Here is a 22,710-nt window from a genome sequence, read left to right on the forward strand (position 1 = left end):
AAAGGCATCAAAATACGATCAAGAGGAAGGGAGATTTAAGACCATGTCAGATAAGATCATTGAAAACAACCAGGTAACCATTATGGGACAGATCGCATCCGGCTTCACGTTCAGCCACACCGTGTTCGGGGAAGGCTTCTATATGGTGGATGTGCTGGTGAGGCGCCTGAGCAGCTCCAAGGACAGGATACCGCTCATGATATCGGAGCGCCTGTTGGACGTGACCCGGGATTACACGGGAGAGTTTATCATGGCCAGCGGCCAGTTCCGGTCCTACAACCGGCATGATGAGCAGAAGAACCGGCTGATCCTGTCTGTCTTTGTGCGGGAGCTGTCCTTTATCGACGAGGAGCCTGACGGGGCCAAGACCAACACCATCCTGCTGGACGGCTATATCTGTAAGCTGCCTGTCTACAGGAAGACGCCCCTGGGTAGGGAGATCGCGGACCTTCTGCTGGCTGTGAACCGTCCCTACGGAAAGTCTGATTACATCCCCTGCATCTGCTGGGGTAGGAACGCCAGGTTCGCGGCCTCTTTTGAGGTGGGGGAACATGTGCAGGTGCTGGGGCGGATCCAGAGCAGAGAGTATGTGAAGCGCCTGTCGGAGACCGAGTCGGAGAAGAGGACGGCCTACGAGGTGTCTGTGAGCAAGCTGGAATGCATGGATGTCTGAGGAACGGGATGGCGGACAGGACAGGGTTCCATTGACATTGGAAATGAATAATGATACACTTTTTAAAGATAAATTTTTTGAAGGGCAGGAGGAAGACTATGGCTATTTTTACAGGTGCAGGAGTAGCGCTGGTTACTCCGTTTCATGAGGACGGAAGCGTGAATTTCGATAAACTGGATGAGCTGATCGATTACCATTGCGAGAATGGAACGGACAGCCTGATCATCTGCGGGACGACGGGGGAGTCATCCACTTTATCGGAAGAGGAGCATATGCAGTGTATCAAATTCGCGGTGGAGCGGGCGAAGCACCGCCTCCCTGTGATCGCGGGCACGGGCTCTAATGCTACATATACAACCATCGATATGTCAAAGGAGGCCGTGGAGGATGGCGTGGACGGACTGCTCATCGTCACCCCCTACTACAACAAGGCTACCCAGAGCGGACTGACCGCCCACTACAAGGCCGTGGCCGCTGAGGCCAAGGCGCCCATCATCATGTACAGCGTGGCCAGCCGGACCGGACTGAACATTGCCCCGGAGACAGTGGCCACTCTGGTAAAGGAGGTGCCCAATATCGTGGGCGTGAAGGAAGCCTCCGGCAATATCAGCCAGGTGGCAAGGATCATGAGCCTGACAGATGGGAATATCGACCTCTATTCCGGCAATGACGACCAGATCGTACCCCTGCTGTCCCTGGGCGGAAAAGGCGTGATCTCAGTCCTGTCAAATGTGGCTCCGAAGGAGACGCATGATATCTGTGCAAAGTATTTTGCGGGGGATGTGCAGGGCGCCTGTGAGCTCCAGCTGAAGGCGATCCCGCTCATCGAGCAGCTCTTCTGTGAAGTGAACCCCATCCCGGTAAAGAAGGCTGTCAACCTGATGGGCATGGAGTGCGGAGGACTGCGCATGCCGCTGACAGAGCTGTCGCCGGAGCACGAAAAGAGTCTGGCACAGGCTATGAGAGATTTCGGTATCAAACTTGCATAAAAGGCAGACAGAGGCAGAAGGGCTGTCTCCTGCGAAAAAGAGCAGGGGGCCTTTCTGCTTTTTGCATAATATCTGCATATATATGCGTAAATAATGACATATATACAACATGGAGGAAAAACTTATGGTAAAAGTGATCATGCATGGATGCAATGGAAAAATGGGACAGGTCATCACAAGGCTGGCCGAATCTGACCCGGAGCTGGCGATCGTGGCCGGCGTGGATGCGAGGGCCCAGGCCCTGAATGATTATCCGGTCTTCGGAGATATCAGTGAGTGTGATGTGGAGGCGGATGTGGTCATCGACTTCTCAAATGCCGCGGCTGTGGACCATCTGCTTGACTGGTGCCAGGAAAAGCAGATGCCGGTCGTCCTGTGTACCACAGGCCTTTCCGGGGAACAGCTCCAGAGAGTGGAGGAGGCGGCAGGGAGAACAGCGGTCCTGAAGTCCGCCAATATGTCCCTGGGCGTGAACCTCCTCATGAAGCTGCTGCAGGATGCGGCGAAGGTGCTGGCCCCGGAGGGGTTTGACATGGAGATCGTAGAGCGGCACCACAACCAGAAGGTGGACGCCCCCAGCGGCACCGCCATTGCCCTTGCGGACGCCCTGAACGGAGCTCTGGAGGGGGACTACGAGTACGTCTATGACAGGAGCGGGCAGAGAAAGAAGAGAGACAGCCATGAGATCGGCATCTCGGCCGTCCGGGGAGGCACTATCGTGGGCGAGCACGAGGTGATCTTCGCCGGGGAGGACGAGGTCATCGAGTTCAAACACACAGCCTACTCCAAGGCCCTCTTTGCCAAGGGGGCTGTTGCCGCCGCCAAGTTCCTGGCAGGCAAAGGACCGGGACGCTACGACATGTCTGATGTGATACAGCTGTAACAGGGGGATTCCCCTCTCTTACGGAGGAAATAGAATATGGAAGAACTGAAGCTGAAATATCTGGAGAGACTCTCAGACCTTTACCCCTCCATCGCCAAGGCGTCCACGGAGATCATCAACCTGCAGGCCATCCTGAACCTGCCCAAGGCCACGGAGCATTTCCTGACAGATATCCACGGGGAGTACGAGGCATTTGCCCACGTCCTCAAAAACGGCTCCGGCTCCATCCGGAGGAAGATAGGCGATGTGTTCGGCAACACCCTGAGTGCCCGGGACAAGCAGTCCCTGGCCACCCTCATCTACTACCCCAGGGAGAAGATGGACCGCATAAGGAGAGCGGAGCCCAACATGGAGGACTGGTACAGGATCACTCTCTACCGCCTCATCGAGGTGTGCAAGTGTACCATGAGCAAATACACCCGGTCCAAGGTGAGAAAGGCGCTGCCGGAGGACTTTGCCTACGTGATAGAGGAGCTGATCACGGAGAAGCCGGACCTGCGGGACAAGGAATTCTACTACAACGCCATCATAAACAGTATCATCGAGACGGAGAGAGCAGAGGAATTCATCGTGGCTTTGAGCGGTGTCATACAGCGGCTGACGGTGGATCATCTGCATATCGTGGGGGATATCTACGACAGGGGACCCGGCCCTCACATTATCATGGACCGGCTGATGGAGCATCACTCGGTGGACATCCAGTGGGGCAACCATGACGTGCTCTGGATGGGAGCCGCGGCGGGACAGAGAGGCTGTATCGCCAATGTGATCCGGATCTGCGCCAGGTACGGCAACCTGGATATACTGGAGGACGGCTACGGCATCAATCTGCTCCCCCTGGCCTCCTTTGCCATGGACACCTACGGGGACGACCCCTGCTCCTGCTTTGCCCTGAAGGGAAGAGGCGGCGCCACAGCCCGGGAGCAGGAGATGGAGATGAAGATGCACAAGGCCATCTCCATCATCCAGTTCAAGGCGGAGGGGCAGATCATCCGGAAGAACCCCGGATTTAAGCTGGAGAAGAGAAACCTCCTGCACCATATTGACTTCAAGGCCGGGACCATCGAGATAGACGGCCATACCTATGAGCTCCTGGACCGCAATTTTCCCACAGTGGACCCCGCGCGTCCCTACGCCTTCTCGCCGGAGGAGGCGGACATCATGGACCGCCTGGAGAAGGCCTTCCTGCACTGTGAGAAGCTGCAGGCCCACATGCGCTTTCTGCTGAGCAAGGGCGGGCTGTACAAGGTCTACAATCAGAACCTGCTCTATCACGGGTGCGTGCCCCTGAACCAGGACGGCACTCTGAAGCCGGTGCGTGTCTGCGGCCGGACATATAAAGGGAAGGCGCTCTACGAGGTGCTGGAGAGCTACGTGAGAAAGGGCTTTTTTGCCCTGGACAAAAAGGAGCGGGAGCGGGGGAAGGATATGATGTGGTATATTTGGCTCCACGAGAACTCCCCTCTCTTCGGCAAGGATAAGATGGCCACCTTTGAGCGGTATTTCCTGGCTGAGAAGGAGACCCACAGGGAGAAGAAAAATCCCTACTACGAGCTTCTGGAGGACGAGGCGGTAGTGGACCGGATCCTCCGGGAGTTCGGACTGCCGTCGGAGGGGTCCCACATCATCAACGGCCATGTGCCGGTCAAGTCCAAGGCCGGTGAGAGCCCCATCAAATGCGGGGGAAAGGTGCTTGTCATCGACGGCGGATTTTCCAGAGCCTACCAGAAGGAGACGGGAATTGCCGGCTACACCCTCATCTACAATTCCTACGGCCTGATCCTGGCGGCCCACGAGCCCTTTGAATCCACGGAGGCAGCCATAGAGAAGGAGAGCGACATCCACTCTGACAGCATTGTGGTGAAGAGGACGCTGGCCAGGAAGACGGTGGGCGACACGGATATCGGGCGCGGGCTCAAGGCGCAGATACGGGACCTGAACGAGCTCCTTGCTGCCTACAGGAGCGGCCTGATCCCGGAAAAGCTCTGAAAAAAGGAAAAAATTCCCCTGCCGGGACGCGCATAAAACAGCTTTAACTGCGGATAGTATCTAGAGAAAACAATGAAAGGGAGAGATTGCTATGAAACAGTTAAAAAGAGGCCTTCTTCTATTTTTATGCATGATGTCCTTCGCCTCTCTGACAGCCTGCGGGAGCGGCAGCAATGACAACGGAGCGGTGAAGCAGGAGGATGAGAACATGAACGATGCCACGGACGGGACAAGAGAGGAAGGAGTCCTGGACGAGGCGGGAGATGAGGTCCGGGATGAGGCGGATGATATGGCTGACGAAGTCCGGGACGGAATGGAAGATATCAAGAATTAATGAAAAAAAGTGAAAGAAGCCACAGGCGGATTTCCTTTCCGCCTGTGGTATTATCATTTGGCAGATGAATGGAACGCAGTATAGCAGGAGGAAGACCATGAAATTCAGACCGTGCATCGATATACATAATGGGAAAGTGAAGCAGATCGTAGGAGGGAGCCTGCAGGATGAGAGGGACCGGGCGCAGGAAAATTTTGTCTCCGAGCGCTCCGCGGCCTTCTATGCGGACCTGTTCCGCAGGGACAATCTCAAGGGGGGACATGTGATCCTGCTCAATCCGCCCTCCTCCCCTTATTTCGAGGCGGACAGGCGGCAGGCGGCGGATGCTCTTAAGGCCTGGCCGGGAGGACTCCAGGTCGGAGGCGGGGTCACTGCGGAGAACGCCCCTTCTTATATAGAAGCGGGAGCCAGCCATGTCATCGTCACATCCTATGTGTTCAAGGACGGTGAGGTCCAGTGGAAAAATCTGGAAAAGCTTGCTTCCGCAGTGGGAGCCGGGCATGTTGTCCTGGATGTGAGCTGCAGGAAGAAGGACGGAAAGTACTATATCGTGACAGACAGGTGGCAGAGATTTACAAAGGTGCAGCTGGGGGAGGAAATCCTGTACTGGATGAGAGAGTACTGCGATGGATTCCTCGTCCACGGCGTGGACGTGGAGGGAAAAGCATCAGGTGTGGAGGATGCTCTGGTGGAGATGCTGGCATCTGTCCAGAATATCCCGATTACATATGCTGGCGGCATCAACAGCCTGGAGGAGCTGGAGCGTTTCCGGCAGCTGAGCGGAGGAAGACTGGATTTTACCATCGGCAGCGGCCTGGATCTCTACGGCGGGACCATCCCTTACGAGGAAGTGAAAAATTACAGCGGGGCAGACAAAGCCAGGTAAAGGCGAAAATATGACAGGTCTGTGAACATTATGAACACTTTATAAACATGTTGAATTGACCGGATGATAGTGTTAGAATGTGGAATAGAGTAATTTTTTGGATAAGGAGTAATACAATACCATGGGTTTAATAGAAAAAATATTCGGTACACACAGCCAGAACGAGCTGAAGCGCATCTATCCCATTGTTGACCATATTGAGGCCCTGGAGCCGGAGATGAAGCAGCTCTCAGACAGTGAACTGAAGGACAAGACGCGGGAATTTAAGGAGCGTCTTTCAAAAGGAGAGACTCTGGATGATATACTTCCGGAGGCTTTTGCTGTTGTGAGAGAGGCCGCAGCCCGGGTGCTGGGCATGCGCCACTACAGGGTGCAGCTCATCGGCGGTATCATCCTGCACCAGGGACGTATCGCGGAGATGAAGACAGGTGAAGGAAAAACCCTCGTCTCCACCCTGCCCGCCTACCTGAACGGACTGACGGGAGAGGGCGTCCACATCGTGACGGTCAACGACTATCTGGCAAAGCGTGACGCGGAGTGGATGGGACAGGTGCACGAGTTCCTGGGACTGACTGTGGGAGTTGTCCTCAATGGCATGGACAACGACGAGAGGCGGGCCGCCTACGGCTGCGACATCACCTATGTAACAAACAACGAGCTGGGCTTTGACTACCTCCGCGACAACATGGTGATCTACAAGGAGCAGCTGGTGCAGAGAGGGCTGAAGTTTGCCATCATCGACGAGGTGGACTCCGTGCTCATCGACGAGGCCAGGACGCCTCTTATCATCTCCGGACAGAGCGGAAAGTCCACAAAGCTCTACGAGGCCTGCGATATCCTGGCCCGGCAGCTGGAAAAGGGAGAGGCCAGCGGAGAGTTCTCCAAGATCAACGCTCTCATGGGAGAGGAGATAGAGGAGACCGGAGACTTCATTGTTAATGAGAAGGAAAAGAACGTCAATCTGACGGAAGATGGCGTCAAAAAGGTGGAGAAATTCTTCCACATCGAGAACCTGGCAGACCCGGAGAACCTGGAGATCCAGCACAACATCATCCTGGCCCTGCGGGCCCACAACCTCATGTTCCGCGACCAGGACTATGTGGTGAAGGATGATGAGGTGCTCATCGTGGACGAGTTCACAGGCCGTATCATGCCCGGACGGCGCTACTCTGATGGCCTCCACCAGGCCATCGAGGCCAAGGAGCATGTGAAGGTGAAGCGGGAGAGCAAGACACTTGCCACCATCACCTTCCAGAACCTGTTCAACAAATACGCAAAGAAGAGCGGTATGACCGGTACTGCCCTGACCGAGGAGAAAGAGTTCCGCGAGATATACGGCATGGACGTAGTGGAGATACCTACCAACATGCCGGTGATCCGCGTGGATATGGAGGATGCCGTCTACAAGACCCAGAAGGAGAAATTCCGGGCTGTCTGCGACGAGGTGGAGAGAGCCCACGCAAAGGGGCAGCCTGTCCTTGTGGGAACCATTACCATCGAAGTGTCCGAGCATCTGAGCAGCATGCTGAAGAAGAGAGGCATCAAGCACAATGTGCTGAATGCCAAGTTCCATGAGATGGAGGCGGAGATCGTGGCCCAGGCAGGACAGCACGGTGCGGTCACCATCGCTACCAACATGGCGGGCCGTGGTACGGATATCAAGCTGGACGACGAGGCCAGGGCAGCCGGCGGGCTGAAGATCATCGGCACAGAGCGGCATGAGTCCCGCCGTATCGACAATCAGCTCAGGGGACGTTCCGGACGTCAGGGAGACCCGGGCGAGTCCAGATTCTACATTTCTCTGGAAGATGATCTGATGCGGCTGTTCGGCTCCGAGCGTCTGATGAACGTGTTCAACGCCCTGGGTGTGGAGGACGGAGAGCAGATCGAGCACAAGATGCTCTCCAGCGCCATTGAGAAGGCCCAGGAGAAGATCGAGAGCAACAACTTCGGTATCCGCAAAAACCTGCTGGAATATGACCAGGTCATGAACGAGCAGAGAGAGATCATCTATGAGGAGAGGCGCAAGGTCCTGGACGGGGAGAGTATGCGTGATTCCATCTACCATATGATCAGCGAGTATGTGGAAAATATGGTGGATACGGAGATTTCTGCTGACCAGGAACCGGAGGACTGGGATCTGACCGAGCTGAACGTAACGCTGAAGAACACCATCCCCATGATCGAGGCTGTGACCCTGGAAGATGTGAAGAAGATGGACCAGAAGAAGCTGAAGCATTTCCTGAAGGAGAAGGCTGTCAAGGCCTACGAGATGAAGGAGACAGAGTTCCCGGAGCCGGAGCACTTAAGAGAAGTGGAGCGGGTTGTCCTCCTGAAGGTGATCGACGCCAAGTGGATGGACCACATCGACGATATGGACCAGCTCCGTCAGGGAATCGGGCTGCAGGCCTATGGCCAGCGTGACCCGAAGGTGGAGTACAAGATGCTTGGCTACGAGATGTTCGACGAGATGACGAAGGCCATCACTGCGGACACCATCCGCACGCTGTTCCACATCAAGATCGAGCAGAAGGTGGAGAGAGAGCAGGTGGCCAAGGTGACCGGGACCAACAAGGACGACACGTCCGCAAGAGCTCCCAAGAAGAGGGCGGAGAAGAAGATATATCCCAACGATCCCTGCCCCTGCGGAAGCGGAAAGAAATATAAGCAGTGCTGCGGGCGCAAACAGAGCGCGTAGGGCAGCCGGATGAATTATAGAAATGAAAGAGGTGAAGGATAAGTGGTCGTACTGGATCAGTATAAAAGCGAACTGAGTGCATACGAGGAGCCTCTTGCCGGAATGAGGGATTCACTTTGACGTCCCCGGCAAGGAGAAACGGGTAGAGGAGCTGGAACGGAAGATCGAGGAGCCCGGATTCTGGGATGACACAGAGAAGTCCCAGCATGTGATGAAGGAGCTCAAGGACCTGAAGGACCTGCTGGACACTGTGGACGGGCTGCAGAGAGCCTACGAGGACATAGAGGTGCTCATCGAGATGGCGGAGGAGGAGAGCGACGAGTCAGTCCTCCCGGAGATCGCCTCGGAGCTGCAGCAGTTTACGGAAAGATTTGAGGAGCTGCGCATACAGACGCTGCTGTCGGGAGAGTATGACGGGTGTAACGCCATTGTCACCCTCCACGCGGGGGAGGGGGGCACGGAGTCCTGCGACTGGACCGGCATGCTCTACCGGATGTACACCCGGTGGGCGGAGAAGAAGGGATTCAGCCTCCAGGTGCTGGACTATCTGGACGGAGACATTGCGGGCATCAAGAACGTTACCTTTGAGGTGAACGGCATGAATGCCTACGGATATCTGAAGTCAGAGAAGGGAGTCCACCGCCTTGTGCGCATTTCCCCCTTTAATGCGGCGGGAAAGAGGCAGACCTCTTTTGCCTCCTGCGATGTCATACCTGACATGGAGGACAATGTGGGGGATATTGAGATCCCGGACGATGAGCTGAAGATCGATACCTACCGCGCCAGCGGCGCAGGGGGCCAGCATGTCAACAAGACATCGTCGGCTATCCGCATCACCCATCTGCCCACGGGGATCGTGGTGCAGTGCCAGAATGAGAGGTCCCAGCACCACAATAAGGAGAAGGCGATGCAGATGCTGAAGGCCAAGCTCAAGCTCCTCAAGGAGCAGGAGCAGGCGGAGAAGGTGTCTGATATCCGGGGCGAGGTGAAGGAAATAGGATTTGGGAATCAGATCCGGTCCTATGTCATGCAGCCCTACACACTGGTGAAGGACCGTCGGACAGGGGAGGAGAGCGCCAATGTCTCGGCCGTCCTGGACGGGGATCTGGATCCGTTTATGAACGCGTACTTAAAGGCACAGCAGTAAAAGGGAGGAATTATGGTAAAGATAGCAGTACTTGGTTATGGAACAGTGGGATCCGGCGTAGTGGAAGTGCTCCGGACCAATCAGAAAGTCATCGATGAGCGGCTGGGCGAGGAGCTCCGCGTCAAATATGTGCTGGATCTGCGGGATTTCCCGGATGACCCTGTGCAGGAGCTTATCACCCACGACTTTGAGGATATCGTGAATGACGAAGAAGTGAGGATCGTGGTGGAGGTCATGGGCGGCATTGAGCCTGCCTGTACCTTTGTAAAGCGCTCCCTTGAGGCGGGAAAGAGCGTGGCCACTTCCAACAAGGCCCTTGTGGCAAAGCACGGCGCGGAGCTTTTGAGGATCGCGAAGGAGAAGAATGTGAACTTCCTCTTTGAGGCCAGCGTGGGCGGCGGGATACCCATCCTGCGCCCCCTTCACTCCTCCCTCACCGGGGATGTGATCGAGGAGATCACAGGTATCCTCAACGGGACGACCAACTATATGATGACAAAGATGTTCTACGAGGGTGCTGACTATGACGAGGTGCTCAGGGAGGCTCAGGCCAACGGGTTCGCCGAGCGCAATCCGGAGGCGGACGTGGAGGGCTATGACGCCTGCCGCAAGATCGCCATCCTCTCCTCCATCATCTCCGGAAAGCAGGTGGATTTTGAGGACATCTACTGTGAGGGCATCACAAGGATCACGGCGGAGGATATGAAGTACGCCAAAGCCATGGGCATGACCATCAAGCTCCTGGCCACATGCAAGAGAGACGGAGAGAAGCTGAACGCCATGGTGGCGCCCTGCCTCCTGCGGGCGGAGCATCCTCTCTTTGCCATCAACGGCGTCTTCAACTCCATCTTTGTCCACGGCAATATGCTGGGCGACGCCATGTTCTACGGAAGCGGCGCCGGCAAGCTCCCCACAGCCAGCGCTGTGGTGGGCGATATCGTGGAGGAGGCCCGCAATCTGGAGCGGAACCTGGGCGTGATGTGGAGCAGCGAGAAGCTGGCTCTCGAGGACCGCAGGGATGTGGAGCGCCGGTTCTTTGTCCGTATGAAAGGCAGCCGGGAAGAGCTGCAGGATAGAGTGGCATCAGTCTTTGGCATGGTGCAGTTTGTCCGGGCAGAGGGTGTGCCCGGCGAGTTCGGCTTTGTGACAGAGAGGATGCCGGAGGGCAGCTACGAGGAGAAGGCAGGTCAGTTTGACGGGCAGATACTTGGCATGATCCGCGTGGAAGAGTAGTTTCCCTGTATCAGAAAGGAAGACGCGATGAAATATATAGTTGTTCTAGGAGATGGAATGGCGGGATGGCCGCTGGAGGAACTGGGAGGAAAGACAACTCTGGAGGCGGCCTCCACCCCTGTGATGGACCGGCTCGCCGCAGATGCGGAAATAGGGACGGCCTCCATGGTGCCGGAGGACATGGCGCCGGGGAGTGACACGGCCAACCTGTCCGTCATGGGATACGACCCGAAGATATACTACACGGGCCGTTCTCCGCTGGAGGCCCTGAGCATAGGCGTGGATATGGCGGACGATGACGTGTCCTTCCGCTGCAATCTGGTGACTCTGTCCGGTGAGGAGGCTTCCTACGGGGACAGACATATGGTGGATCACAGCTCCAGTGAGATATCTACAGAGGATGCGGGTGTTCTCCTGGAGGCTCTGAGTCAGGGGCTGGGCAGAGAGGGCTACACCTTTTACAGGGGGACCAGCTACCGCCATCTCCTCGTGTGGAGCAAGGGACAGGTGATGGAGCTGACGCCGCCCCACGATATATTGACAAAGCGGATAGGTGACTATCTGCCCCAGGATCCGGTGCTGCGTGAGATGATGGAGAAGAGCTATGAGATATTGTCCTCCCATCCCCTCAATGTGGAGAGGGAGAAGAGAGGACTGCATCCGGCGAATTCCGCCTGGTTCTGGGGTGCAGGGACCCGCCCTGCCCTCACCTCCTTTGAGGGGAAGACAGGGAAGAGGGGAGTCATGATCTCGGCGGTGGACCTTCTGAAGGGGCTGGCTGTAGGTGCGCAGATGGACCGTATCCTCGTGGAGGGAGCCAACGGAGGGCTTGACACCAACTATGAGGGGAAGGCGGACGCGGCGGTGAAGGCCCTGCTGGAGGACGGCTATGACTTTGCCTACGTCCATGTGGAAGCGCCGGATGAGATGGGACATCAGGGCAGCGTCCGGGATAAGATAAAAGCTATCGAGTATCTGGATGCCCGGGTCATCGGGCGGATCACAGGCAGGCTGGATGCGGCCGGTGAGGATTACCGGATCATGGTGCTGCCGGACCATCCCACACCCATCCGGGTGAGGACCCACACAAAGGACCCGGTCCCCTATATGATATATGACAGCCGCCGCCTCCTGGGGAACAGCGGCCATACATACGGGGAGAGCGCTGCCAGGCGCAGCGGCCTTGTCTGGCCGAAGGGCTTCCGGCTGATAGACCATCTGCTGGAGCTGGATGAAAGATAAAGGAAAGAGAGAAGAGAAGATGCTGATTGTAAAGAAATTCGGCGGGACTTCCGTCGCTGATAAAGACAGGATCTACAATGTGGCCCAGCGCTGCATTGAGGATTACAGGGAGGGACACGACGTGGTGGTCGTGCTGTCCGCCATGGGAGACACCACGGATGACCTGATCTCCCTTGCGAAAACCATCAATCCTGAGCCGAAAAAGAGGGAGCTGGATATGCTCATGACGACAGGGGAGCAGGTGTCAGTGGCGCTGATGGCCATGGCCATGGACGCCATGCACGTGCCGGCAGTCTCCCTGAACGCGTTCCAGGTGAAGATGAACTCCACATCCCGCTACGGGAATGCCCGTTTCAAATCCATTGACACAAAGCGGATCCGCCATGAGCTGGACTCCCGCAAGATCGTCATCGTGACCGGGTTCCAGGGAGTGAACAAGTACGAGGACATCACCACTCTGGGGAGAGGGGGATCCGACACCACGGCAGTGGCGCTGGCAGCTGTCCTCCACGCAGACAAGTGTGAGATATACACAGATGTGGACGGGGTTTACACTGCGGACCCGAGAGTCGTGAAGACAGCCAGAAAGCTGGAGGCCATCACCTACGATGAGATGCTGGAGCTGGCAACACTCGGAGCCAAGGTGCTGCACAACCGGTCCGTGGAGATGGCGAAAAAATACGGGGTGGAGCTGGTAGTGAGGTCCAGCCTGAACCGCAGTGAAGGAACGATTATCAAGGAGAAAGTAAAGATGGAAAAAATGTTAATCACAGGCGTTGCAGCCGACAAAAATACAGCCAGGATCTCTGTCATAGGCGTGGAGGATAAGCCGGGCATCGCATTCAGGATCTTTAATACACTTGCCGCAAACAATATCAATGTGGATATCATCCTCCAGTCTGTCGGAAGAGAGGGGACAAAAGATATCTCCTTCACAGTCGCTGAGGACGAGCTGAAGCGCGCACTGGAAGTCCTGGAGGAGCACAAGGAGGCCCTGACCATCCAGGAGATCACATACAATGCCAAGGTGGCGAAGATTTCCGTTGTGGGAGCAGGTATGATGAGCAATCCGGGTGTGGCTGCGAAGATGTTTGAGTCGCTCTACAATTCACGCATCAACATCAACATGATCTCCACATCAGAAATCCGCATCACAGTTCTGATTGACGAGAAGGACATAGAAGAGGCCATGAACGCAGTGCATGAAGGCTTCGCCCTCGCTCTTGTTGAGTAAGGCAGGTCAGGGGTTTTTAAAGAAGATACCGGAGAGGGCAAGGAGCCTTTCCCTTTCCGATGACGGGAGAACGCGGAGTTTAGTGATAAATTCCGCTTCTTCTTTTGTGAGCAGAAAAAGGCGTGCCTCCTCTCCGGAAGCCTTTGCGCCGTAAGACGGGATATCCTCCATGACCATGCCCTTTGCGGCGGACTCCGCGGAGCGGGCAGTCAGGTCAACTCCCAGGAGTACGTCTACAGAGACATGATACAGGTCAGAAAGGCACAGCAGGGCGTCCAGGTCAGGAGTCCTTTTAGATGTCTCATAATGGGAGTAAGCCTGCCTGGAGATGCTCAGACAGGCAGCCAGGTCGTCCTGGGTCCTGCCGGTCATGGTCCGCAGAAATTTCAGATTGGTTGCAAGATGATTGATGCCGGCCATTGCTGTACCTCCGTGATTTTTTGTAACACATAGTATAGCAAGTAACCAGATCAATGGCTCTATATGCAACTAATCGTGACTTTTTGCGGACGAAAAGCAACGGATTGTTGCTTTTCGTCAGAGCTGGCTTAAGGTGCTGTTGTGGTAGAGGGAAGAGAAAGTCACATCCTCTCCGAACCAATCCGGCGGGCAGAATGCCTCAGCCATCTCTCTGGTGGGGAATTCCACCTCAGCCAGCACGAGGGGGGCCAGGTCTCCTTTGAAGATGTCCAGCTCTATGGACAGCCCTCCCTCCAGAGGGATGACATGGCGGATCTTCTCGATGAGCCGCCCGTCTATCTTCCCTTTCAGGTGCTCATATGCCTCCCGGGTCAGGGGGAGATTGTACTCCTCCCGCACCATCAGACCTTTGGATTTGTAGGTGAGGAAATATTCATCGTTGTCCCTCCGTATGCGGACCACGGGAGAGGTGCACAGGTAACCCTGCTCGATGAGGCGGGTCTTCTGTATGTCCAGGCCGGAGGGGATATCCGGGATGAGGTATTTGCGCTCGATTTCCATAGTAAATATGATCTCCTTTCCAAGGCGGCACCGGCGGAGGTGCCGCTTACTGTAAATCTATGAATAAGATAACATAAGAAATGAAAAATGTAAATGAATTGCTTTTTAAGAAGCAGTCTGCTACTATAACAATATGGAAAAAAAGAGGAGGAATTGCAATGAAAAAAGCAGCAGTGTTACTTGCGGACGGTTTTGAAGAGATTGAGGCGCTCACGGCAGTAGACCTGCTCAGACGCGCAAGGATATATGTGGACACTGTCTCCATATCGGATGAGTATATGGTGGCGGGCGCCCACGGGATCAACGTGCAGACAGAGGACCTGTTTGGTGAAGTGGATTTTGAAGAATTTGACATGGTAGTCCTGCCGGGAGGCATGCCGGGCACCGCGAACCTGGAAGCGCACCCGGGAGTAAAGAAGGTGGTGAGAGCCTTCTGCGAAGGCGGAAAATATGTGGGCGCTATCTGCGCGGCTCCCAGTATTTTGGGAAATATGGGACTCTTAAAAGGGAAGAGAGCCATATGCTACCCCTCCTTTGAGGAGAAGCTCTCCGGGGCTGTGCTTGTCAAGGCGCCCGTAGTGCAGGACGGGAACATCATCACCAGCCGTGGGATGGGGACGGCCATCGATTTCGGACTGAAGCTGGTGGAGGTACTGTCCGACAAGCTGAAGGCTGATGAAGTGGCTGAGTCGATTATTTATCTCAAATAAAGCTGGCTATTTTACAGGGTTTGTGTTATACTCTTTAAATGAGTGTATGCAAAAGTGCCTGCCTTGCATACTTTTTTGGAAGGGGCGCTTTGTGAGGGCCGACGGCAGGTTAGAAACAGGAGGAATATTTTCATGAGTTTACAGGTAGAGAAATTAGAGAAAAACATGGCGAAGCTGACCATCGAGGTTTCTGCTGAAGAACTGGAAAAAGCGCTTCAGACTGCTTACAATAAACAGAAATCCAAGATCAGCATCCCGGGCTTCCGTAAGGGCAAGGTTCCGCGCCAGATGATCGAAAAAATGTACGGAGCTGAGATTTTTTATGATGACGCTGCAAACGCGCTGATCCCGAAGGCATATTCCGACGCCTACGACGAGTGCGAGCTGGAGATCGCTTCCCAGCCGAAGATCGATATCGTGCAGATCGAGAAGGGCAAGCCGTTTATCTTTACAGCAGAAGTTGCCGTGAAACCGGAGGTGACACTTGGAGAGTACAAGGGACTGAAGGTTGACAAGGTTTCCAACCGCGTGACACAGAAGGAGATCGACGCAAAGCTCCAGGAGGAGGCTGAGAAGAACGCAAGGACCATCACAGTTGAGGACCGTCCGGTACAGGATGGCGACGAAGTGATCCTCGACTTCGAGGGATTTGTTGACGGCGAGGCCTTCGAGGGAGGAAAAGGAGAGAACTATCCGCTGACCATTGGTTCCGGTTCCTTTATCCCGGGATTTGAGGAGCAGCTTGTTGGCGTGAACTCCGGCGAGGAGAAAGAAGTGAAGGTTACTTTCCCGGAAGACTATCACGCAGAGGATCTGAAGGGCAAAGAAGCTGTATTTAAATGCATGATCCACGAGATCAAGGCAAAAGAGCTCCCGGAGATCGACGATGAGTTCGCGGCAGAAGTTTCCGAGTTTGACACATTGGATGAATACAAGGCAGACATCAAGGCAAAGATCAAAGAGCAGAAAGAGTCTGAAGGAAAGACAAAACAGGAGAACCAGGCTGTAGAGCAGGCAGTTGCCAACGCAACCATGGAGATCCCGGATGCCATGATCGACACACAGGCAAGACAGATGCTGGACGACTTCGCAAGAAGGATGCAGCAGCAGGGTCTGACTATGGAGCAGTACTGCCAGTTCACAGGACAGACAACAGACAAGATGCTTGAGGACCTGAAGCCCCAGGCAGTGGACCGCATCCAGACACGCCTTGTGCTGGAGGCTGTTGCAAAGGCTGAGAACATTGAGATCAGCGATGAGAAGCTGGATGAGGAGATCCAGAAGATGGCCGAGATGTACAAGATGGAGGCTGACAAGCTGAAAGAGTACATGGGCGAAGACGAGAAAAAACAGATGAAAGAAGACATGGCTGTACAGGAGGCAGTGACCTTCCTGGTGGAGAACGCAGTTACAGAGTAAGCGGACAGCCGTGCATATAGACAGGAGGAGTTTGCATGAGTTTAGTACCTTATGTCATTGAACAGACCAGCCGTGGAGAGCGCTCCTACGACATTTATTCCAGACTTTTGAAAGACAGGATCATCTTCCTTGGAGAGGAAGTGACAGACGTGTCCGCCAGTGTGGTCGTGGCACAGCTTATGTTCCTGGAGGCTGAGGACCCGGAGAAGGACATCCATCTCTACATCAACAGCCCGGGGGGATCTGTCACAGCGGGAATGGCAATTTACGATACCATGCAGTATATTAAATGCGATGTGTGCACATACTGTATCGGTATGGCGGCAAGCATGGGCTCCTTCCTCCTTGCCGGGGGAGCCAAGGGCAAGCGCTTTGCCCTGCCTCATTCGGAGATCATGATCCATCAGCCCTCCGGCGGAGCACAGGGTCAGGCGACAGAGATCCAGATCGCAGCCCAGCATATCCAGAAGACAAAGGATACACTGAACAGGATCCTTGCGGAGAACACAGGGCAGCCGCTGGAGGTCATCTGTGCTGATACGGACCGCGATAATTTCATGTCGGCTGAGGAGGCCAAGGCATACGGATTAGTAGATGAGATCATAGTAAGCCGTAAATAAGACCGGGGGCGGGCATACACAGGAGAGAACCTCCTGGTATGCCGGTCCTTCGTTTGTGTTCAAGGACCGGAGAAGCGCAGGGAGTATCCTCCGGCCTTTTGAAAATCGATAAGATGAGGTGAGAGTATGGCAGGAAGAAATGACGACCAGATCAGATGCTCGTTCTGCAACAAGCCCCAGTCACAGGTGCGCAAGCTGATCGCAGGACCGAGCGGCGTGTACATCTGCGACGAGTGCATTGATGTTTGCGCCGAGATCATGGAAGAAGAATTTGAATATGAAAACACCAGAAATATCAATCCCTTTGACGATATCAATCTGTTGAAGCCGGAGGAGATAAAGGCCTTTCTGGACGAGTATGTCATCGGCCAGGAGGAGGCAAAGAAGGTATTGTCTGTTGCAGTATATAATCACTATAAACGGATCATGGCCGAGAAGGACCTGGGCGTGGAGCTGAAGAAGAGCAACATCCTCATGCTGGGTCCCACAGGCTGCGGCAAGACGCTGCTGGCCCAGACGCTGGCCAGGATCCTCAATGTACCCTTTGCCATTGCGGATGCCACAGCCCTGACAGAGGCGGGCTATGTGGGCGAGGATGTGGAGAATATCCTCCTGAAGATCATCCAGGCTGCTGACGGAGATATCGAGAGGGCAGAGTACGGGATCATCTATATTGACGAGATAGACAAGATAACAAGAAAATCGGAGAATCCCTCCATCACGAGAGATGTGTCGGGAGAGGGCGTGCAGCAGGCTCTTTTGAAGATCATCGAGGGCACTGTGGCAAACGTGCCGCCCCAGGGAGGGAGAAAACATCCCCATCAGGAGCTGATACAGATAGACACCACCAACATCCTGTTTATCTGCGGGGGAGCCTTCGAGGGCCTGGAGAAGATCATCGAGAAGAGGATCGACCAGAAGTCCATCGGCTTTAACGCGGAGATTGCCGCAGGCCACGAGGACGATATTGACCGGCTCTTAAAGCAGGTGCTTCCTCAGGACCTGGTGAAGTTCGGACTGATCCCCGAGCTGGTGGGACGTCTCCCGGTAACGGTATCCCTGGAGATGCTGGACCGTGATGCCCTGATCCGCATCCTGACAGAGCCAAAGAGCGCCATTGTCAAGCAGTATCAGAAGATGCTGGAGCTGGACGGGGTGGAGCTGACCTTTGACCAGGAGGCCCTGGAGGCCATTGCGGATACCTCCCTGAAGAGGAAGACCGGAGCCAGAGGGCTCCGTGCCATTATGGAAAATATCATGATGGATACCATGTATCATGCCCCATCTGACGAGACGCTGAAGACATGCCGCATCACCAAATCCGTGGTGAACGGCACAGGAAAGCCGATCTGCGGACATGATGACCTGAGAATTGAAAGTGCGTAAGGGCGCGTGAGCGGGGCGGGTGCAAGAGAGATTGCGCCCGCTTTCTGCTTTTTTGACTTCGAAAAACTACAGGACAGGAGAAGATAAAATGACGGATAGAGAAATAAAGAGCCTCCCCATGGTGGCGCTCCGGGGCATGACGGTGATGCCTGAGATGGTGACCCATTTTGACGTCAGCAGAGAGCGGTCCATCGAGGCCATCGAGGAGGCCATGCAGGAGGAAGGTCAGAAGATATTTCTGACGGCCCAGAGAGATATAGAAGTGGAGGAGCCGACAGCGGAGGACCTGTACCAGGTGGGGACCATCGCCGCCATCCGGCAGGTCATCAAGCTGCCCAGGAACCTTCTTCGGGTCCTGATATCCGGGGAGGAGAGAGCGGTCATCCAGAATGTGGAATTTGAGACGCCCTACATGCGGGCCCTGGTGAGCCCTCTCCCGGACAGCGGGGAGGAGGCTCTGGAGGCTGCGGCGGACCAGGTGAGCCAGGAGGCCATGGTCAGAGGACTCAGAGAAATCTATGCGGAGTATGCCGCCCGCCTGCCTAAATATCCCAAGGATATGCTGAAGCAGGTGCAGGAGTACACAGATCTGACAAAGGTGGTGAACTGGGTCGCCGCCAATGTGCCTCTGGAGCAGAGGGACCTGCAGGAGCTCCTGGAGGAGACGGACCTCATGAAACGGTACCAGCTGCTCGCCTTTAAACTGGTGAATGAGATGCAGATCATGAACATCAAGGAGGAGATCCAGACAAAGGTGCGGGAGAGAGTGGACCAGAACCAGAGGGAATATATCCTGCGTGAGCAGCTGAAGCTCATCAGGGAGGAGCTGGGGGAGGAGAACACCATCTCCGACGCAGAGGAGTTCCAGGCGGCAGCAGACAGGCTGCAGGCCCCCGACGAGGTGAAGGAGAAGCTGCAAAAGGAGATAAACCGCTTCAAGAGCACCCTGAACAGCCCGGCAGAGAACGGTGTGATACGGACCTACATCGAGACCATGCTGGAGATGCCCTGGGACAAGGCTGCGGAGGACCACAGGGACATTGCCTACGCGAAGCAGGTGCTGGAGGAGGATCACTACGGCCTGGAGCAGGTGAAGGAGAGGGTGTTGGAATTTCTGGCTGTGCGGGCTCTGACAAGAAAGGGAGAGAGCCCCATCCTCTGCCTGGTGGGACCGCCGGGAACCGGCAAGACCTCCATCGCCAGGTCCCTGGCCCGGGCGCTTAAGAAGCCTTATGTTCGCATCTCACTGGGAGGCGTGCGGGACGAGGCGGAGATCCGGGGCCACAGGAAGACATACGTGGGCGCCATGCCGGGGCGCATCGCGGCGGGCATCCGCAGCGCCGGGGTGAAGAATCCCCTCATGCTGCTGGACGAGATCGACAAGGTGAGCAACGACTACAAGGGAGATACCTTCTCCGCCCTTCTGGAGGTGCTGGACAGCGAGCAGAATTACCGGTTCCGGGACCACTATCTGGAAGTGCCGCTGGATCTCTCGGAAGTGCTTTTCGTGACCACGGCCAACACTCTGCAGACTATCCCGCGGCCTCTGTTGGACCGCATGGAAGTCATTGAAGTGTCCAGCTACACAGAGAACGAGAAGCTCCACATCGCCATGGAGCATCTGATACCCAAGCAGATCGGCAGGCACGGCCTGAAAGAGGATCAGCTTACCATCAGCAGGGGCGCTGTCTGGAAGATAGCCCGGAATTACACAAAGGAGGCCGGCGTTCGCCAGCTTGAGAGAGAAATAGGGAACATCTGCAGGAAGGCGGCCAGGGAGATCCTGGAGGAGAAAAAGAAGAAGGTCCGGGTGACAGAGGGAAATCTGCACAAGTATCTGGGAAAAGAGAAGTATACATACCAGAAAGCCAATCTGACAGACGAGGTGGGCATTGTGCGGGGACTTGCCTGGACAAGCGTGGGGGGCGACACCCTGCAGATCGAGGTCAATGTGATGCCCGGAAAAGGAGAGCTGATCCTCACCGGACAGCTTGGGGACGTGATGAAAGAGTCCGCGCGCACCGGTATCAGCTATATCCGCTCTGTCGGCAGTACATACGGCATTGAGGAGGATTTCTTTGAGGAACATGACCTCCATATCCACATTCCGGAGGGAGCTGTTCCAAAGGACGGACCTTCGGCGGGCATCACCATGGCCACGGCCATGCTCTCCGCTGTCACTGGCCGGAAAGTCCGGGCGGATGTGGCCATGACAGGGGAGATCACCCTGCGGGGAAGGGTCCTGCCCATCGGAGGCCTGAAGGAAAAACTCCTGGCAGCGGGAAGCGCGGGCATGAAGACCGTGCTTGTGCCAAAGGAAAATGAAAAGGATGTGGAGGAGCTGTCGCCGGAGATCACAAAGGGATTGGAAATCATCCCCGTGTCCCGCATGGAGCAGGTCCTCGAGGAAGCGTTTGTAAAAGAGTAAGCAGAGGGTGAAGATCATGGTAATAAGAAACATCAGTCTGGAAACAGTGTGCGGCATCACCAGTACGCTCCCGGAGAACGACAAGCCGGAGATCGCATTTGCGGGGAAGTCCAATGTTGGGAAATCCTCCCTCATCAATGCGCTTATGAACCGGAAGTCCTTCGCCCGGATCTCGGCCACACCGGGAAAGACCCAGACCATCAATTTTTACAATATCAACGATGCGCTGTATCTGGTGGACCTGCCGGGGTACGGCTACGCAAAGGTATCACAGCAGGAGAAGGAAAAGTGGGGAAAGATGATCGAGAGATATCTCCACAGCTCAAAGCAGCTGCGGGCGGTGTTCCTCCTCATTGACATCCGCCATGAGCCGTCAGCAAATGACAAGATGATGTATGACTGGGTGGTGAGCCAGGGTTACAATCCCATTATCATTGCCACAAAGCAGGATAAGCTCAAGAGGAGCCAGATAGACAAGCATGTCAGGATGCTCCGGCAGGGGCTGAAGCTGGTGCCAGGCACAAGGATCATCCCCTTCTCTTCTGTGACAAAGCAGGGAAGGGACGAGATATGGGAGCTTGTGGAGACAGAGCTTCTCGACAGCGAAAAGGAAGAATAAAGGGTAAGAGAGGTGGAGAAAATGGGGAGAAATGAAGGGACTGCCGCAAAGGACAACAGGCCCTACTGGAAAGTGATCGTCAGCCTGGCCTTCAGTCTGGTCGGGACAATCCTATTTATCTATGTGGGCGTGAAGGCGCTGTTCTATTTCATGCCCTTTGTGATAGGCTGGTTCCTGTCTTTTATTGCCAGCCCGCTGGTGGTCTTTCTTGAAAAGAGGCTGAAGATCATCAAAAAGCTGGGGTCCGCCATCATCATCATAGCCGTGCTGGCAGCCTGCATCGGGCTGATCTACCTGGCAGTCAGCAGGATATGGGGAGAGGTCAGCTCTCTGATACAGGATTTCCCGTCCATGTACAGGGACCTGGAGAAGGGCTTTCGTCAGATCGGGGAGAGGACCTCCCAGATTTTTGCGCTTCTTCCGGGAAATGTGCAGGAGGGACTGAATACCTTTGCCGCCAATCTGGATGAGACCATGAGCGGCATTATCAGCAGCATCAGTGAGCCAACGGTGGCGGCGGCGGGGAATTTTGCCAAGCGCATCCCCTCTATCCTGATCTCCTTTATCGTCACCATCATCTCCGCCTATTTCTTCATTGCTGACAGAGAAAATATCATCCTGTGGGCCAAGAAGATTTTTCCCAAGCCTATCGTGGAGAGGATGACCATGGTGACAGACAACCTGAAGTATGCGGTGGGCGGGTATTTTAAGGCTCAGTTCAAGATCATGGCTGTCGTGTTCGCAATACTCCTGGTGGGCTTTGGGATCATGGGCGTGCATTTTTCCGTCCTGCTGGCCATCGGCATCGCTTTTTTGGATTTCCTGCCCTTCTTCGGGACAGGCACCGCCCTCCTGCCGTGGGCGCTCTATGAGCTCCTGACCGGCGACTACAGGCGGGTGGTAGCTCTGGCGGTACTGTACGCAGTGACCCAGCTTGTACGGCAGCTGATCCAGCCCAAGCTGGTAGGAGACAGCATGGGGCTCAATCCTCTGTTTACCCTGGTGCTCCTGTACGCGGGGTACCGGGCCGGAGGCATCCTGTGGATGATCCTGGCCGTGCCCATCGGTCTTCTCGTCGTCAACCTGTATAAGGCAGGTGCCTTTGATTATATACTGGATGATGTGAGGATTCTGGCGGATGGGGTGCTGAGCCTGCGCCGACCGGAGCCGGCCGGGCCTGCCGAAGAAAAGGAGTCTGAAGACGGTAAATGAGAATGTTTTTCGAAAAAATGCGGAAAA

At 55.3% G+C, this 22,710-nt stretch carries 20 protein-coding genes; 18 read left to right on the top strand and 2 right to left on the bottom strand.

What is annotated here, in order from left to right; genetic code table 11:
- Positions 1 to 43: 43 nt before the first annotated feature.
- The 11 genes from B5E62_RS14200 (at position 44) to B5E62_RS14250 (ending at position 13,308) form a co-directional block, all read left to right on the top strand.
- Positions 44 to 673, top strand: coding sequence for a single-stranded DNA-binding protein (locus tag B5E62_RS14200; RefSeq protein ID WP_087175183.1), 630 nt, complete (start codon positions 44 to 46; stop codon positions 671 to 673).
- Positions 674 to 771: 98 nt separating this feature from the next.
- Entirely contained in the window at positions 772 to 1,662 is an 891-nt protein-coding gene (gene dapA / locus B5E62_RS14205) for a 4-hydroxy-tetrahydrodipicolinate synthase (protein WP_087175184.1), read from the top strand.
- Between the two features lie 124 nt (positions 1,663 to 1,786).
- Positions 1,787 to 2,545 carry a 4-hydroxy-tetrahydrodipicolinate reductase gene (gene dapB / locus B5E62_RS14210; RefSeq protein ID WP_087175185.1) on the top strand — a complete coding sequence of 253 codons (759 nt, stop codon included), beginning with the start codon at positions 1,787 to 1,789 and terminating at the stop codon, positions 2,543 to 2,545.
- Between the two features lie 36 nt (positions 2,546 to 2,581).
- Positions 2,582 to 4,534 carry a fructose-1,6-bisphosphatase gene (locus B5E62_RS14215; protein WP_087175186.1) on the top strand — a complete coding sequence of 651 codons (1,953 nt, stop codon included), beginning with the start codon at positions 2,582 to 2,584 and terminating at the stop codon, positions 4,532 to 4,534.
- Between the two features lie 91 nt (positions 4,535 to 4,625).
- A complete protein-coding gene (locus B5E62_RS14220) occupies positions 4,626 to 4,868 on the top strand; it encodes a hypothetical protein (protein ID WP_143468875.1) in 243 nt (80 codons plus the stop codon).
- Between the two features lie 97 nt (positions 4,869 to 4,965).
- Complete coding sequence (gene hisA, locus B5E62_RS14225; RefSeq protein WP_087175188.1) at positions 4,966 to 5,754, top strand: phosphoribosylformimino-5-aminoimidazole carboxamide ribotide isomerase; 789 nt, start codon at positions 4,966 to 4,968, stop codon at positions 5,752 to 5,754.
- 121 nt (positions 5,755 to 5,875) lie between these two features.
- Positions 5,876 to 8,452, top strand: a complete 2,577-nt coding sequence (gene secA, locus B5E62_RS14230; RefSeq protein ID WP_087175189.1) for a preprotein translocase subunit SecA — start codon at positions 5,876 to 5,878, stop codon at positions 8,450 to 8,452.
- Positions 8,453 to 8,494: 42 nt separating this feature from the next.
- A protein-coding gene (prfB, locus tag B5E62_RS14235; protein WP_143468876.1) for a peptide chain release factor 2 occupies positions 8,495 to 9,599 on the top strand; the annotation gives its coding sequence in 2 pieces (ribosomal slippage) (positions 8,495 to 8,569 and positions 8,571 to 9,599; 1,104 coding nt in all).
- Positions 9,600 to 9,611: 12 nt separating this feature from the next.
- Positions 9,612 to 10,832: a homoserine dehydrogenase gene (locus tag B5E62_RS14240; RefSeq protein WP_087175191.1), complete on the top strand. Its 1,221-nt coding sequence runs from the start codon at positions 9,612 to 9,614 to the stop codon at positions 10,830 to 10,832.
- 27 nt (positions 10,833 to 10,859) lie between these two features.
- Entirely contained in the window at positions 10,860 to 12,074 is a 1,215-nt protein-coding gene (locus tag B5E62_RS14245) for a cofactor-independent phosphoglycerate mutase (RefSeq protein WP_087175192.1), read from the top strand.
- Positions 12,075 to 12,093: 19 nt separating this feature from the next.
- Positions 12,094 to 13,308, top strand: a complete 1,215-nt coding sequence (locus tag B5E62_RS14250) for an aspartate kinase (protein WP_087175211.1) — start codon at positions 12,094 to 12,096, stop codon at positions 13,306 to 13,308.
- A gap of 6 nt (positions 13,309 to 13,314) precedes the next feature.
- Here the strand turns inward: B5E62_RS14250 and B5E62_RS14255 are convergent, their stop codons facing one another.
- Positions 13,315 to 13,728 carry a helix-turn-helix transcriptional regulator gene (locus tag B5E62_RS14255; protein ID WP_087175193.1) on the bottom strand — a complete coding sequence of 138 codons (414 nt, stop codon included), beginning with the start codon at positions 13,726 to 13,728 and terminating at the stop codon, positions 13,315 to 13,317.
- Positions 13,729 to 13,845: 117 nt separating this feature from the next.
- The gene (locus B5E62_RS14260) at positions 13,846 to 14,289 is read right to left on the bottom strand and encodes a CYTH domain-containing protein (RefSeq protein WP_087175194.1); all 444 of its coding nucleotides are present in this window, start codon (positions 14,287 to 14,289) and stop codon (positions 13,846 to 13,848) included.
- 158 nt (positions 14,290 to 14,447) lie between these two features.
- Between B5E62_RS14260 and B5E62_RS14265 the strand changes: the two genes are divergently transcribed.
- From B5E62_RS14265 to ytvI, 7 genes are all read left to right on the top strand, one after another.
- A complete protein-coding gene (locus B5E62_RS14265) occupies positions 14,448 to 14,999 on the top strand; it encodes a DJ-1 family glyoxalase III (RefSeq protein WP_087175195.1) in 552 nt (183 codons plus the stop codon).
- Positions 15,000 to 15,131: 132 nt separating this feature from the next.
- Positions 15,132 to 16,418 carry a trigger factor gene (gene tig, locus B5E62_RS14270; protein ID WP_087175196.1) on the top strand — a complete coding sequence of 429 codons (1,287 nt, stop codon included), beginning with the start codon at positions 15,132 to 15,134 and terminating at the stop codon, positions 16,416 to 16,418.
- A gap of 35 nt (positions 16,419 to 16,453) precedes the next feature.
- A complete protein-coding gene (gene clpP / locus B5E62_RS14275; protein WP_087175197.1) occupies positions 16,454 to 17,038 on the top strand; it encodes an ATP-dependent Clp endopeptidase proteolytic subunit ClpP in 585 nt (194 codons plus the stop codon).
- A 126-nt stretch (positions 17,039 to 17,164) separates the two neighbouring features.
- Positions 17,165 to 18,424, top strand: coding sequence for an ATP-dependent Clp protease ATP-binding subunit ClpX (gene clpX / locus B5E62_RS14280; RefSeq protein ID WP_087175198.1), 1,260 nt, complete (start codon positions 17,165 to 17,167; stop codon positions 18,422 to 18,424).
- 88 nt (positions 18,425 to 18,512) lie between these two features.
- Positions 18,513 to 20,852: an endopeptidase La gene (gene lon, locus B5E62_RS14285; RefSeq protein WP_087175199.1), complete on the top strand. Its 2,340-nt coding sequence runs from the start codon at positions 18,513 to 18,515 to the stop codon at positions 20,850 to 20,852.
- A gap of 16 nt (positions 20,853 to 20,868) precedes the next feature.
- A complete protein-coding gene (yihA, locus tag B5E62_RS14290; RefSeq protein ID WP_087175200.1) occupies positions 20,869 to 21,471 on the top strand; it encodes a ribosome biogenesis GTP-binding protein YihA/YsxC in 603 nt (200 codons plus the stop codon).
- 21 nt (positions 21,472 to 21,492) lie between these two features.
- Positions 21,493 to 22,683 carry a sporulation integral membrane protein YtvI gene (gene ytvI / locus B5E62_RS14295; protein WP_087175201.1) on the top strand — a complete coding sequence of 397 codons (1,191 nt, stop codon included), beginning with the start codon at positions 21,493 to 21,495 and terminating at the stop codon, positions 22,681 to 22,683.
- The last annotated feature ends 27 nt before the right edge of the window (positions 22,684 to 22,710 follow it).

Source organism: Lachnoclostridium sp. An118 (genome assembly GCF_002160985.1).
Lineage (GTDB): Bacteria > Bacillota > Clostridia > Lachnospirales > Lachnospiraceae > Claveliimonas > Claveliimonas stercoravium.